Here is a 13,347-nt window from a genome sequence, read left to right as displayed (position 1 = left end):
TTATTTTTCCTTCAGTGAAAGGGCCGACAGCACCCCGATAATCGTGAAGGCGACAAGCGCCATCAGCGGAATCGGAATCCCGGAGACCAACTGGTTGTCGTCGGTACAAGAGGGGCCAGTCGCCGTGCAGGGCTGGATCGCCTCGGGGATCAGACCGACATAGAGGCCGATGTGATACATCGCCACCGCCGCCCCCCCAAGCGCCAGTGCAACGCCATAGCGCCCCACGCGGGAATCCTGCCACCACAACCCGAGCCCAAGAACGATGGCCAAGGGGAACATGAAGGCGCGCTGGAACCAGCAAAGGATGCAAGGCGTTTGACCAAGCACCTCGCCAATAAAGAGCACGGCAAGCGATGAGATAAGCGCAATGATCCACGCTAGGCCAAGGGCTGTTTCTCCGGAGAGTCGGGGCATGACGATCAGATCCTCTCTTTCAGATCGGCGAGGATCTCTTCGGCGGGCGTGCCATAGGGCCAGGAATCCGCGAAGCCTGCCTGTTTGTCGAAAAGGAAAAGGTGCGACGTGTGACCCATCGTGTATCCACGCGGCGCAGTAGCCTCCTCGATCCGCTCAAAGAAAATTGGGAAAGTCTCGGATGTTGCGGCGATCTGCTCCGGCGTGCCGGTCAGCCCGATGATTCTTGCGTCGAACACGGGCACGTACTCTGCTAAAGCCGTCGGCGTATCTCGCTCAGGATCGATCGTTATGAAAATCGGCTGAACCATTGCCGCCTCATCGCCCAGACCCTCCATCACGGCCGCGACTTCGGACAGTGTTGTCGGACAGACGTCGGGGCAATTGGTGAAGCCGAAGAAGACCAACATCCAGCGACCTTTGAAATCTTCCTCCGTTTGGACCATCCCGCGATGATCGGTCAGTTCGAAATCAGCAAAAAACGGTGGTTCACTCTCTGTGCGGGCAAGGTCGGCACGGTAGTCCAACCACAGCAACAGCCACATGAGAACGAACGCCGCCACGCCCGCCAACACCTTCGATACCTTCTGAAAACCTGGAAGCCTCACACCGCTACGCCCGAACTTGATTCTATATTTTGGAGGTGTCTACAACTTCTAGCAGCTGTAGGTTCAAGCGCGATTGTCGCTAATTGGCTGGCAATCACGGACCTGTGAGGAGGTGGTGAATCTTGTGATGTCTGCCACTTAAAGCTACACCCTCTGTAGCTAATGTGGAGAGCCTGAAATGTTGACCATTGGGACGCTTGCAAAAAAGACTGGTACAAAAGTGCAGACAGTCCGGTATTATGAGCAGATCGGGCTCATGCCAGAACCCGGCAGAACTGAAGGCGGCCAGCGACGATATGGTGATGCCGAGCTTGACCGCCTGTCGTTCGTCCGGCACGCGCGGCAACTGGGGTTCTCGTTGGATGCGATCCGCGAACTGCTCGACCTCAGCGATCACCCGGGAAAATCTTGCGCGGAGGCCGATGCGATTGCCCGCCGGCAGCTTAAGCAAGTTGAGCATCGACTGGCTCGCCTGGAGGCGCTGCGCACGGAATTGAAACGTATGGTGCATGAGTGCAGTGGCGGGCAGACCGCTGACTGCCGTGTGTTAGAGGTGTTGAGAGACCACTCCGAATGCCTGACAAACCATGAAGAGATCGGCGGCTAAGATGCCCGTTGCGTTTGTCTATCCGATCGCGGCGCTTGCCGAAATCGCAGGGTGTTTCGCTATCTAGGCCTGTTGGCACTTTGGGTTTCGCCTGGCACTGCTGCTGTCCTAGCCTTGTTCGGATGGCTCTAGGCGCAGGTGGAAGCTGTCGCCGCGGGACACACATTTACAGCTTATGGTGGCGTCCATATAGCGGCCTCGGTTGTGTGGATGTGGTGGGCAAAAGTAGGCCTGACAGCCGGGAACTGCTCGGGACCGTTATTTGTTTGCTAGGGGCAACAGCCGCACCGCATGAATACTAAGAAATGGGCCCGTTCGGCTCAAGCGAAATCTGGTTCAACTTACTTTGATTCATTCCAGAAAGACGAAAGAACTCCGGAATAATAGCTCGTCGTTTGAGTTTGCAATTCTGCAAGTTCTGGGATTAAGAATAGCGCATGGTAGAGCAGAAGAATGCATCGGAAAGACGCACACTCTGGATCGTTCTGGGGCTGAACATCGGGTTGGCTATCGCCTTCTTTATCTCGGGCGCATTTGGCGATTCAACCGCCCTTATCGCCAATGGTCTCGACAATTTATCAGATAGTTTTGTCTACGGGATCAGTCTCTTTGCCTTGTCCCGATCCGCGAAGTGGAAGCGTGGAGCGGCGAATGTTTCGGGCGGCCTGCTGATCCTTTTCGCCGTCGGCATCCTTTATGATGCTTGGCGTCGCTACGTTGGCGGATCGGATCCTCTTGGCATAATCATGATCATCATGGCACTGGTCGCGGCGGGCATTAACGCGCTCTGCGTTTGGCTGTTGGCACGTATTCGCGATCCAGATGTGAACATCCGCGCGGCGAACACATTCAGCTGGAACGATTTCGCCGCCAATCTCGGCATTGTTGCCGCAGGCTTACTCGTGGCTTGGCTTGGAGCGAATTGGCCCGACCTTATTGTTGGCGTTATTGTTGCTGGCATTGCTGCTTGGGGCGGTGTCGGAATACTGAAAGACGCACATGGTGAACATCATAAGGCTGTTTGCCATGACGATTAGGTAGGGACGTGGGCTTGACCGGAGGGGTAATGACAGTTTAGCGCGCTGTGATTGTTTTTCTTCTGGCCTTTCTACGCTGTCTATCTGATCAAGCGAACGACTGTAATTCGCTCTTATCCTGTCCGATTTAGGAAAAACCTTGGAAGGATTTCACATGACCCTCACACGCCGCCGCCTTCTGGCCTGTTCCGCGAGCTCATTCGTCGCTGCGCCATTCGCAGTTTGGGCTGAAGAAAAGCCTACCATCCACGTGATGAAAGATCCCAATTGCGGGTGCTGTTCGGCTTGGATCGACATCTTGGAAAAAAACGGTTTTGCCGTAACAACTGAACGCAGCTTTGGGACGCTGTTGATCCGGCACAAGTTGGACAGCGGCATCCCGCAGAACATGACCTCGTGTCACACCGGCGAGATTGAAGGCTATATGATCGAAGGTCACGTTCCGCCCGCCGACATCCGCAAACTGCTGGCCGAGCGTCCAGATGCCATCGGCCTTGCCGTGCCGGGGATGCCCTATGGCTCACCAGGTATGGGGTCAGAAGATGAACGCGAAGCCTATGAGGTCTTTCTAATCTTTAGGGACGGCAGCACAAAAGTGTTTTCGCATTACGACGCTGCATAGGGCACTGCGCTGAAACTTGCTGCAAAGTATGGTGACAGGAACCTCAGTGTCCATCTTTTGGTTTGCACTGTGTCAACCAAAGCAAGGAGCAAGATCATGCAAGTTCAGGACATCATGACGAGCAATCCCACCTGCTGCGACCCCGATACTTCGATTCAGGAAGCCGCTGCCCTTATGGCTGAAAAGTCTGTCGGCTCCATTCCGGTGCTCAATGACGCCGGTGAGCCCGTTGGCATCGTGACGGACCGCGATATCTGCTGTGGTGCCGTTGCGCAGCGCAAGACGGTTGAAACACCGGTTTCAGAAGTCATGTCGAACGACCTTCTGACAGTCTCTGCTGACGACGACGTTGAGAGCTGTTGCAACAAGATGGAAGAAAAACAGGTTCTGCGTAGCGTGGTCACCGACGAAAGCGGTAAATGCTGTGGCGTCGTCGCCCAAGCGGATGTCGCCCGGGAGGCCGGTGAAGCGGAGACCGCAGAGTTGGTGGAAGAAGTTTCGCAACCCAAGAAGAAATCGGGCTGCTGCTGACAACGTAATGAGCCCAACGGTTCATCCGGATAAGGGCTTTCAGTTTTTTGCCAATGGAAATGATCAGAACGCGGTGTAGGACCGCGTTCTGATCGAACTAACAGAAAGAGGCGCGGCCGATGGCTCACGATCACGCTCATATAGATCCCGAGAGTGGTGACCGCAGGGTATCCATTGCGATTTGGGCGAACGCGCTGCTTACGGCGGCACAGATCGTTGGCGGGATTTTCGCCGGTTCGTTGGCGCTTATTGCTGATGCGCTGCATAACTTTTCTGACATGGCCTCATTGGTCATCGCCTTTGTCGCCCGAAAAATCGCGCGACGTCCAGCGGATGAACGCATGACCTTCGGCTATGGCCGGATCGAAGTCGTTGCCGCCCTGATCAACTACACCACGCTTATCCTTGTCGGGCTTTACCTGATCTATGAAGGCGGGATGCGCATGATTGACCCGCCGCAAGTGGCGGGTTGGACTGTCGTGATTTTGGGCGGGGTCGCGCTTGTAGTCGACACTCTTACGGCGCTGCTGACCTACTCAATGCAAAAGGGCAGCGTGAACATCAGAGCGCTGTTCCTGCACAATTTATCGGATGCTTTGGCTTCAGTTGCCGTAATCATCGGCGGCATCCTGATCATCCTTTACGATCTTCGGTGGGTTGATCCGGCCATCACCATCGGCATTGCCCTTTATATCCTATACCTCGCTCTAACTGAGATCGGCGATCCTATACGTATGCTGATGCTGGGCAGCCCGCCTGACATGGATGCGGGTGCGGTGGTTGAAGCGATGACGAACGTCGAGGGTGTGCGCGATGTGCATCACGTTCACCTATGGCAAATGCAGGAACATGAGGTCGCACTCGATTGTCATGTGGTTTTGGAGGGAACAGGTCTCGAGGACCTTGAGTCTGCAAAAGATACCCTCAAAGGAATATTGGCAGACGACTTTGGCATCACCCATTCAAGCCTTGAGTTTGAAACCCTCGGCAATGCGCATGAGAATGCATCACTGTTCGGTCATGCGGATCGGCGAAAGAGTAAAGGCGAAGGAACCGGCACAGATTGAGCGGCAGCCGAACTCGCGAAGGCTGCGCGCCGCCTTGAGCAACGTCCCGCCCATATGAGCGCATTCCGCCATTCTTCCGCTTTCCTTTTTCGACCAAGGATCGACATTTCAACAACGTGCTCCTATATCACCATCATGCGCATTTTGCTTCGCCTTGCCACGTTCTGCCTATCACTCGTTCTCCTAACGGGTGCGTTGGCGCATGATCTGGCGGCGGCGAATATGTCGATAGAGATGTCCGGCATGACCGTATCCTCGACAAGTGATCAGGGCGAAGCCTGCGCAGCTTGTTTGCCAGGGGAGCAAAGCGAGGTTGTCTGCGACATAGATTGCACAGCTCCCGTATTTGTTTATTCGCAGATGCATCAGTCATCCATAGAGAGCGTTCAGCGCTTCTTCATGCCTGCGCCAGCGGATCTCAGCCTTGCCGGGCTTAATCCCGGGTCTGATCCTTTCCCACCAAGAACCACCTTCCTGAGTTGACCGGCCGCACCGAAGGGTGACGGCCCGGTCTCGCGTTGTCTGCTGCCAAGCGGCAGCAAAGCGATCGACCTTATCCGTCACTTTCGGGAACGACCTTCATGTCACTTTATCAATCGCGCGATATTTCGCGTAGACGCATGCTGTCCAGCGGACTCGCTGCCATGGGTGCGGCGCTGACCCTACCTCATGTGTCATATGCAACCACTCAGGGGGCTTCGATCCGGGCCCTCGGATACGACGGCAACTCATTGATCGTCGCGTCTGAGCATGCTCTCTGGCGCGTCTCCACCGCAAATCAAATAAGCGAACGGCCACTTGATCACACAGTCACCGCGATCGCCAGCCACCCCGAGGCTTCGGGCAGTCTCTTTGCGGCGGTCGAGCCAACCGGTCTCTTGCGCAGCCGCGACGGCGGGCGCACGTGGACCAACGCAGGTGCAGGTTTGCCTCCAGTCCGGGTTACTGCTCTGACCCAAGCGGCCCTTGAGCCAGGTTTGGCCTATGCTGCGCTTGCGGGTGACGGGCTCTGGCGCAGCGAAGACGCCGGGGAAAGCTGGGAGTTCGTGATGGACCGGCCCTATCTGAACGGAGCCGAGCAGGAGGTGCTCACGCTCGTTTCTGTGGGAAATCCGACTGGCATGGGCGGCATCTGGCTATATGCCGGAACTGAGGCAGGACTAACCCGCGTGCCCGATTGCTTTTGTCGCTGGCAGGATGTGACGGCGGGTAATGCCATGGATGCTCTGGTCGAGGGTAAAGCGCTGCCGCCCACGACACCGCTGCCTGTAGGGCAGCCTGTCCCACATCTCGCGCTCTCGCCCAAAGCACCGGAGCAACTCTACGTGGGCCTCGACAGTGGCCTTTGGACTTCGGCAGACGCAGGGGTGAATTGGTCGCTGGTTGCTGATGGAAAAATCGACGCACTGGCTGTCGATCCTGCCGATCCTCAGCGTCTGACCGTCGTTCGCGACGGCAATCTTTCTGTCAGCCGCGATGGCGGCCTGACGTTCGACACTCTCGACATCTTTGAAGGAGACAAAAATTGAACAGTAAATTCACCCTCGGCACGGTTGCCGCAATCACAGCCGCCGGCATCATTGGTTTTGCCACCTTCGGCATGGCCGAAAGCGACAGAGCGCCTGACACGGATACCGCTGCGATCACCGTTCCGGCTGACCGCCAGATGACCATTTGGCGCGATCCGTCCTGTGGCTGCTGTGACGCCTATGCCGATTATGCAGAAGAAAACGGTTATCATGTCACCCGCATTGACGACCGCGATTTTGACAAGCGTTCTGTCGAAGTTGGCGTGCCAGAACAGGGGCTCGGTTGCCACCTCGCTGAGGTCGATGGCTATTACATCAGTGGTCTGGTCCCTGTGGAGGTCATTCAACGCCTAACGTCTGAACGCCCCGAGATCACCGGCATTACGCTGCCGGGTATGCCCAGCAACGCACCCGGCATGGCGGGCAAGAGTGGCACCCTCAAGACCTATGCCTTCGGCGAGGACGGCGTGGCCGTGTATTCAAATGAGTGAGGATGGAATGATGGAAATGATGAACGGATCTATGATGAATGGGCCGATGTCGGCCGGAATGATGATCGGCTGCGGCCTGTTGTTCCTTTTGGTGCTGGCGGTGCTGGTTCTGGGCGTGTTGGCTCTGGTCAAATACCTGAGGCGCTCGGCATGAGAGCGTTGATCGTAGCCGCTGTGGTTGGCATCACGGGCGCCGCTGCGGTTGCTGTCTGGGCCGGGGGGAAGGAAGACGCCCCCCCGGCGCTCACCGTGCTTGGCGTGCCTGTGGATGCGGAAATGCTCGATCAGGGCGCTGACCTCTATGCGGAGAACTGTGCCTCCTGCCACGGCGCAGACCTCGAGGGCCAACCGGACTGGCGCAGGCGGCTCGACAATGGTCGCATGCCCGCGCCGCCGCATGATGAAACGGGCCATACATGGCACCATGCCGATCAGCAGCTTTTCGACATTACCAAGAACGGGCTGGCCTCGGTCGTGCCGGGTTATGAAAGCGACATGCCCGTGTTCGAGGGCATTCTGAGTGACGCGGAAATCACAGCGATCCTTGGCTATATCAAGAGCACATGGCCCGAGCGTGAACGCAATTATCAGGCCGAGATCACCTCGAAGAACGAGGAAGGATCATGAGCAACCAGGATCAAGCTGCGCCCAAGTGGCGATGGTCCCTTCTGATCGCCGCGCTTCCTGCGGCGGTCTTCGCGGCCATCGCGGCGGCTTTCCTATGGGGACTGTTTAACAATGAAGACAGCCTTCCGAGCACCATGATCGGCCGGGACATCCCAGAGTTTGATTTGCCTCCAATCGAAGGACGCGAAAACGGCTTGTCGACATCAGATCTCCGCGGCGAAGTTTCACTCGTAAATGTCTGGGCCTCCTGGTGCGTGCCATGCCGGGTCGAGATGCCGCTGCTGGTGGAGCTTTCTCAGACCGGCAGCGTGTCAATCCACGGCATCAATCTAAAGGACAAGCCAGCCGCTGCACGCAGGTTTCTCGCAGAACTCGGCGATCCCTATGACCGGATCGGTGCGGATAGCTCTGGCCGGGCCTCTATTGACTGGGGCGTTTACGGAGTGCCGGAAACCTTTGTGATCGATTCAAAAGGGCGCATTGCTTACAAACATGTTGGCCCCTTCAACCGGCACTCTCTGGAAAACGATATTCTTCCAGTGGTGCGGCGTTTGCAACAGGAGCAGGGGGCATGAAGCGGCGCGGTTTTCTTGGCGGCGCACTGGCGCTCGGGGCCACGCCGGCTGCGGCGCGTCCGGTCATGGCCGAGCACAACGCGCCCTTACCAATGCTCTCGCCGCCGATCACCGACGGGAGGGGCCGGGACCTGACTTTGGCAGATTTCCGGGGACGCACGGTGTTGCTTAACATCTGGGCGACATGGTGCGCCCCTTGTCGTGATGAGATGCCAACCCTCGACAGACTACAGGCAAAGCTTGGCGGGCCAGAGTTTCATGTGCTCGCCTTGTCGATCGACCGGGGTGGTTTCGACACCGTCCGCGCATTCTATTCCGACATCGGCATTCAGCATCTTGCTCTCTACGCCTCGGATCAATTGAGGGCGATGATGGCTCTTGGCGTGGTCGGCTTACCGACGACACTTCTTGTTAGCGCCGAAGGCCGCGAAGTCGCCCGCAAAGTGGGACCGGCCGATTGGGACAGCCCGGCGGTAATCTCTCAAATCAAGCACGTCGTTTCAAAAGGATGAACCCAACAGTGACCCAAATTTCAAACAACGATAGGTCAGCAAGTGCGATCCCCGTGCCTTCGCGGCGACAGACCCTCATGCTGACTGGCTTTGCCGCTATCAGTGGCGGCGCTGCGCTCAACTGGGACTGGCTGACTGCTGTTGGTGCGGCACCTTTGATCCTTAGCCTCGCTCCTTGTGCCGCTATGTGCGCTCTGGGGCTTTGCATGCGCGGCGGCTCTGCCGGCTGCGCCAAAAACGATCCGACAACCAAGCCGGACACCACGACAGACTAATTCTCAACCCAAGAAGGAACTGACATGACTTACAAAATGAAAATCACCGCTGCTGCCCTGACCGGCATGATGTTGGCCGCTCCCATCGCTCAGGCACAAGATGCAAAACCAGAAGCGGGCGATATGCCGATGGCCGAAGGTCACAGCATGAACGGCGAGATGTCCGGCATGAAAAACATGGAAGGCATGAAGGGTATGGAAGACATGATGCCCATGATGAAAATGATGTCTGATATGGGGCCGATGATGGAAGCCTGCACAGAGATGATGCAGTCCATGACCGACCACATGAATTCTGCGCATGGCGAAGATCAAAAGGGCTGAACCTCGGTCCGCCCGTCTGACTGGCGGGCGGATCATTCTATTGAAAGAAGTATCATGACTAAGATTACGCCGGCCCGTCGTCGGCTAAGCATTGCCCTGTGGGCGAGTGCTATCGCTGCCGCCGTGCTTGTTGCGGGCCTTGCCCTGCTGCGCCCGGACCACGTTCCTGCCGGCCAAGCGGTCTATCGCGGCGACGCTGACATCCGTTCAGAATTCTCGTTGCTCGACCACAACGGTCAGGTCGTTAGCCAAAAGGACTACGCAGGCCGCTGGCAGCTTGTGTTTTTTGGCTTCACCCACTGCCCAGATATCTGTCCAACCACCTTGGCATATATGGGTAACGTGCTGGAACTGCTGGGCCCTGAAGCTGATGAGATTGCTCCGCTCTTCGTGACGGTCGATCCAGAGCGCGATACGCCTTCGGTTCTGAAGGAGTATGTCGCGAATTTTCACCCGAATCTGATCGGGTTGACCGGAAGCGAGGACCAAATCGCCGAGGCGACCGAGGCCTTCAAGGTTTACAACGAGAAAATTCCCGCAGAAACGGCGCCCCACGGATACATGATGGCCCACGCCGGCCATATTTACCTGATGAACCGCAAGGGTGAGTTTGACGCTGTTTTTCTTGAAAGCGCGCAACCAGCTGAGGAGATGGCCGAACAAATCTCCATGCGTATCGCGAAAGAGAAACGGACCCAATGACCCAAAAATACACCCCCATCACATGGCGCAGCGCCCTCTTACTTGTTGCCAGCCTACTTTTGGCCTCACCGGTTTTTGCCGATCATCCGGGTGAGAACCTTAATCAGGTGATGGCTGCCAAGGAAGCCGCCTTCGAACCGATCTTGCCCGGCGACGCACCAGACCTCGCTTGGATAGGGGCGGCGCATGAAAGCACATCCCTCAATGCTTTGAGGGGAAAGATCGTGGTTCTGAGCTTTGTGCCCGAAGGTTGTGGCGATCCTTGTGAGGCACAACAAGCTACGCTCACCGAAACGCTCACTGCGCTCAACTCCAGCGCGATGCGCGATATGGTGGTCTTTGTTACCCTTAGCGACGAGCCGCAAAGCGGTCCCGCTACGCAGAACAGGATATTCGCGCGGACGCCAGACCCTGAAAAACTTAGTCATCCAAACGCTGCTCTCGCTGGGGTAAGCGAACGGAAAGACCTAACCCCTCAGGTCCATCTGCTGAACCGCGCAGGCCAGCAGGTCGGCATTTTTCACTGCGCTGATTTTGAGCCGCTTAACCTCTTGCTCTATATCAATGTGCTGACCAACACCCATCCTCATGCTGAACCCAGCTTCTGGCAGCGAATGACTGGATGGTTCTTATGAAATCTTACAGCACGATCACGGGACCCCATTGGCTTTCCGCACTTCGGCGTTTTGCCGTAATCACCTTCCTGGGGCATCTTATTTGGGAGGCCGCACATATTCCACTTTATACCATCTGGGTTGAGGGAACGTGGGGTGAGATTATCTTTGCTGCCGTGCATTGCACCGGAGGCGATCTACTGATCGCCATGAGCAGCATATTGCTTGCCCTGTTCTTCTTTGGCACCGGCTCTTGGCCGCAAAGGCGGGTATATCCTGTTTTAGGCGCAATGATGGTGATGGGGCTTGGCTACACGGTTTTCAGCGAATGGCTAAATATCGAAGTGCGCGAAGCATGGGCCTACCGCGAGATCATGCCGGTCATTCCGATCATCGACGCCGGGCTAACCCCCATGTTGCAATGGATCTTCGTTCCTCTCGCGGCCTACTTCGGCGCGGTTAGGCATTCCTCCCGCAAGGTAGACGTGCCTGATGCTTGATGTCTCCTCTCTCGGGCTCATAGCGGCTTTGCTCGCCGGGATAATCTCCTTTGTGTCACCTTGCGTCTTACCTTTGGTGCCCGGCTATGTCTCCTATATCGCGGGACGAACTGGGGTTACTGGGGCGCATCGCAGCCGCAAACAAGCGGTTTGGTTAAGCTTCTGCTTCGTAGTGGGGTTTTCGACGATTTTCATAGGACTCGGGGCTTCGGCAACGGCTCTGGGGCAAGTGCTGCTGCGTTGGCGGTTCGAGTTAAACCTGATTGGCGGCGCAATCGTAATCCTTTTTGGGCTGTTCATGCTCGGGGCCGCCCGCATTCAGGCCATGGAACGTGACATGCGTTTCGACATTGACCTTCCCGGCGGGCAGCCGGTGGCATCCTACGTTCTGGGGCTTGCTTTCGGCTTTGGTTGGACCCCATGTATCGGACCGATCCTGGGTGCGATCCTGACAGCAAGTGCTGCCAGCGCCACAGTATCAGAAGGGATCGGATTGTTGGCTGTCTACTCAGCCGGCCTTGGCGTGCCATTCCTCATCGTTGCGGCTTTTACGGAGCAGGTTGCGGCCCGTCTGCGTGCCATCGGCTCTGTCGGGCGACGGCTCCATCAGGTGGCGGGGGGGATTATGGTCGTTATGGGGCTCACTATGATGACCGGACAGCTCAGTGCTTTCTCATGGTGGCTCTTGGAAACCTTCCCGATGCTGGGGCGGATCGGCTGAACTTTATTTGGAACCTTCCAGGGCTGGAAAGTGATTGTCCTCTTATAGGGTTAGTTTCGACCAGCAATAGATAGGGAAAAGAGATGATGGACGGTGATATGATGGGCGGCGGGATGATGTTTGGGATGGGGATCGGCTGGCTTTTGATCATCGTGATCCTCATTTTGGTGATCGCAGCTCTGGTTAAATATCTACGCAAGTAAAGCAGGAGACTGGCAATGAAGGAGTCCGACAAGCCAGTCATCGTCGTCACCGGTTCAAGCGGCTACCTCGGGGCGGCGGTCGTCAAACGATTGCACGAAAAATACCGTGTCGTTGGACTGGACCGCCATTCACCGCCTCATCCCCCGCATCAGGCCGAATGTATCTGCTTTGCTGGATACCTCATTCCTCGAACTGCCCAGCCCCTGTCATGCTTTTTTGAGCAGACGGTTCTCGAGTGTTAGGTCGGCCGCGCATTCTTTCAGAGCCATGGCTTCCGATCTCAACTCCTTCACCTCAGGGATGTCGCCTGACGCGCTGTCTCGCCGGAAAGACGACGATTTCCAGTCTCAAGGAATTCCTTCGACCAAGTGCAGTACAGGCTGTCAGAGATGCCCTTGCGGCGACATAACGCCGAGATGCTTTCCTCCCCGCGCAATCCGGCTAAAACAATTCTGATTATCTCCTCCGCCGAGTAGGTCTGGCGGTCTTACGGCGGAAGTTCTTGACCAGCTTGTTTGCTGCGTCTTTCGATGTTCCGGGCTTCTTGTTCATCTTCGCTCCTTAAAAGCTACGATGAACCAAAAACACTCCGTCGTTCAAATTCTAAAATCTGTCCCCCGGGGTGCTGGCGTCAGGCAGCGGACGCTTAACGATCGAAGCGTTACGCTAGCGTAAAGACGTTGGTGCGACTTCAAAAATAGATTGGAGAAACCGACAAGGATTGGTCCCAATACATTTCAGTATGACGCACAACTCGACCACATCTAAACGACGTTCTCCCAACTCATACTTGGCTACGTAAGAAGGAGGCTTTCCTAGCATTTTCGCAAGCTCAGCTTGTGAAAGTGCTGCAGCCTTCCGGCTTTCGATCAATTTTTTGCGGAAAACCAAGTATGTCTCCGTGTGCGCGGCGCCTGCCAATGTTTTGCTCCAATCGTGCTCGACAGGGTGCAATACGTTGGTTAGTCAGGCACTCCCAAAATAGGAGTGATTCGTGTCCCCAATAAATGGCCAACTTTCTGCCCTCGGTCTAAGCAATGATCTTGTTCTGCCCTTTTTACTCGTTTGGTATGGTTGGCTTTCTAAAGAGCAAGCTGGCGTTGCGAAAAAGCGGCGGCTCATAGTTATCAAGTGCAAGCTATCTGCCGAACCTGATGGAGGGCGTGCGTTTCTAACAGAGCGCGGGAGACGCAAGTTAAAAGCTTTTTTTGCAACCGACGTAGATCACGAAATGGCGTACGTTTATGCTACCTATCTAAAGGAGTACGGCAAGGTCAGCTCTGATCGTTGGTGCATGTACGCGGGCACTCCTCTCGGAGGCGGAGCAAGCGGGTTTGATTGGTATCACAATAAGGAAAATCTCATGCCATAAGGGCTTTTCGCT

The 13,347-nt window shown here is 56.2% G+C and carries 21 protein-coding genes and 2 pseudogenes; 19 read left to right on the top strand and 4 right to left on the bottom strand.

The window, feature by feature from the left end:
- Positions 1-417 (bottom strand): disulfide bond formation protein B, encoded by a 417-nt coding sequence (locus tag O4H31_RS15185; protein ID WP_260010368.1) that lies wholly within the window; start codon positions 415-417, stop codon positions 1-3.
- A gap of 5 nt (positions 418-422) precedes the next feature.
- A complete protein-coding gene (locus O4H31_RS15180) occupies positions 423-989 on the bottom strand; it encodes an SCO family protein (protein ID WP_260012833.1) in 567 nt (188 codons plus the stop codon).
- Between the two features lie 214 nt (positions 990-1,203).
- Here O4H31_RS15180 and O4H31_RS15175 point away from each other — a divergent pair, with 214 nt between their 5' ends.
- From O4H31_RS15175 to O4H31_RS15085, 18 genes and pseudogenes are all read left to right on the top strand, one after another.
- Entirely contained in the window at positions 1,204-1,632 is a 429-nt protein-coding gene (locus O4H31_RS15175; RefSeq protein WP_067263750.1) for a MerR family transcriptional regulator, read from the top strand.
- 437 nt (positions 1,633-2,069) lie between these two features.
- A complete protein-coding gene (locus tag O4H31_RS15165; RefSeq protein ID WP_093743398.1) occupies positions 2,070-2,669 on the top strand; it encodes a cation transporter in 600 nt (199 codons plus the stop codon).
- 154 nt (positions 2,670-2,823) lie between these two features.
- Positions 2,824-3,291: a DUF411 domain-containing protein gene (locus O4H31_RS15160; RefSeq protein ID WP_093743399.1), complete on the top strand. Its 468-nt coding sequence runs from the start codon at positions 2,824-2,826 to the stop codon at positions 3,289-3,291.
- Between the two features lie 96 nt (positions 3,292-3,387).
- Positions 3,388-3,822, top strand: a complete 435-nt coding sequence (locus tag O4H31_RS15155) for a CBS domain-containing protein (RefSeq protein ID WP_093743400.1) — start codon at positions 3,388-3,390, stop codon at positions 3,820-3,822.
- Positions 3,823-3,941: 119 nt separating this feature from the next.
- On the top strand, positions 3,942-4,889 hold the full coding sequence (locus tag O4H31_RS15150) for a cation diffusion facilitator family transporter (RefSeq protein WP_093743401.1): 948 nt from the start codon (positions 3,942-3,944) through the stop codon (positions 4,887-4,889).
- 54 nt (positions 4,890-4,943) lie between these two features.
- Complete coding sequence (locus tag O4H31_RS15145) at positions 4,944-5,372, top strand: hypothetical protein (RefSeq protein WP_208597578.1); 429 nt, start codon at positions 4,944-4,946, stop codon at positions 5,370-5,372.
- Between the two features lie 98 nt (positions 5,373-5,470).
- A complete protein-coding gene (locus O4H31_RS15140) occupies positions 5,471-6,418 on the top strand; it encodes a WD40/YVTN/BNR-like repeat-containing protein (RefSeq protein WP_244153696.1) in 948 nt (315 codons plus the stop codon).
- A complete protein-coding gene (locus O4H31_RS15135) occupies positions 6,415-6,909 on the top strand; it encodes a DUF411 domain-containing protein (RefSeq protein ID WP_093743402.1) in 495 nt (164 codons plus the stop codon). The genes O4H31_RS15140 and O4H31_RS15135 overlap by 4 nt, the downstream gene beginning before the upstream one ends.
- Positions 6,910-6,925: 16 nt before the next feature.
- Complete coding sequence (locus O4H31_RS15130; RefSeq protein WP_162931771.1) at positions 6,926-7,063, top strand: hypothetical protein; 138 nt, start codon at positions 6,926-6,928, stop codon at positions 7,061-7,063.
- On the top strand, positions 7,060-7,536 hold the full coding sequence (locus O4H31_RS15125; RefSeq protein WP_093743403.1) for a c-type cytochrome: 477 nt from the start codon (positions 7,060-7,062) through the stop codon (positions 7,534-7,536). Before O4H31_RS15130 ends, O4H31_RS15125 begins: the two co-directional genes overlap by 4 nt.
- On the top strand, positions 7,533-8,111 hold the full coding sequence (locus O4H31_RS15120; protein ID WP_093743404.1) for a DsbE family thiol:disulfide interchange protein: 579 nt from the start codon (positions 7,533-7,535) through the stop codon (positions 8,109-8,111). The genes O4H31_RS15125 and O4H31_RS15120 overlap by 4 nt, the downstream gene beginning before the upstream one ends.
- Positions 8,108-8,623: a TlpA family protein disulfide reductase gene (locus tag O4H31_RS15115; RefSeq protein ID WP_093743405.1), complete on the top strand. Its 516-nt coding sequence runs from the start codon at positions 8,108-8,110 to the stop codon at positions 8,621-8,623. Before O4H31_RS15120 ends, O4H31_RS15115 begins: the two co-directional genes overlap by 4 nt.
- A 311-nt stretch (positions 8,624-8,934) precedes the next feature.
- On the top strand, positions 8,935-9,222 hold the full coding sequence (locus tag O4H31_RS15110) for a hypothetical protein (RefSeq protein ID WP_260010360.1): 288 nt from the start codon (positions 8,935-8,937) through the stop codon (positions 9,220-9,222).
- A gap of 54 nt (positions 9,223-9,276) precedes the next feature.
- Entirely contained in the window at positions 9,277-9,924 is a 648-nt protein-coding gene (locus O4H31_RS15105) for an SCO family protein (RefSeq protein ID WP_093743407.1), read from the top strand.
- The gene (locus tag O4H31_RS15100; RefSeq protein ID WP_269347061.1) at positions 9,921-10,559 is read left to right on the top strand and encodes a hypothetical protein; all 639 of its coding nucleotides are present in this window, start codon (positions 9,921-9,923) and stop codon (positions 10,557-10,559) included. Before O4H31_RS15105 ends, O4H31_RS15100 begins: the two co-directional genes overlap by 4 nt.
- Positions 10,547-11,038, top strand: coding sequence for a hypothetical protein (locus O4H31_RS15095; protein WP_093743409.1), 492 nt, complete (start codon positions 10,547-10,549; stop codon positions 11,036-11,038). The genes O4H31_RS15100 and O4H31_RS15095 overlap by 13 nt, the downstream gene beginning before the upstream one ends.
- Positions 11,031-11,759 carry a cytochrome c biogenesis CcdA family protein gene (locus O4H31_RS15090; RefSeq protein WP_093743410.1) on the top strand — a complete coding sequence of 243 codons (729 nt, stop codon included), beginning with the start codon at positions 11,031-11,033 and terminating at the stop codon, positions 11,757-11,759. Before O4H31_RS15095 ends, O4H31_RS15090 begins: the two co-directional genes overlap by 8 nt.
- A 218-nt stretch (positions 11,760-11,977) precedes the next feature.
- Positions 11,978-12,103 (top strand): annotated as a pseudogene (locus O4H31_RS15085) (NAD-dependent epimerase/dehydratase family protein); the annotation flags it as partial.
- Between the two features lie 23 nt (positions 12,104-12,126).
- Here O4H31_RS15085 and O4H31_RS15080 read toward each other — a convergent pair.
- Together O4H31_RS15080 and O4H31_RS15075 are read right to left on the bottom strand one after the other, a co-directional pair.
- Positions 12,127-12,515, bottom strand: a pseudogene (locus tag O4H31_RS15080) (transposase); the annotation flags it as partial.
- 114 nt (positions 12,516-12,629) lie between these two features.
- Positions 12,630-12,836, bottom strand: coding sequence for a helix-turn-helix domain-containing protein (locus O4H31_RS15075; RefSeq protein WP_093743552.1), 207 nt, complete (start codon positions 12,834-12,836; stop codon positions 12,630-12,632).
- A gap of 121 nt (positions 12,837-12,957) precedes the next feature.
- Here O4H31_RS15075 and O4H31_RS15070 point away from each other — a divergent pair, with 121 nt between their 5' ends.
- The gene (locus O4H31_RS15070; protein ID WP_260010353.1) at positions 12,958-13,335 is read left to right on the top strand and encodes a hypothetical protein; all 378 of its coding nucleotides are present in this window, start codon (positions 12,958-12,960) and stop codon (positions 13,333-13,335) included.
- Positions 13,336-13,347 lie beyond the last annotated feature (12 nt).

It is taken from the genome of Sulfitobacter dubius (assembly GCF_027214245.1).
Classification (GTDB): domain Bacteria; phylum Pseudomonadota; class Alphaproteobacteria; order Rhodobacterales; family Rhodobacteraceae; genus Sulfitobacter; species Sulfitobacter dubius_A.
This window is presented reverse-complemented; position numbering and strand designations above follow the sequence as displayed.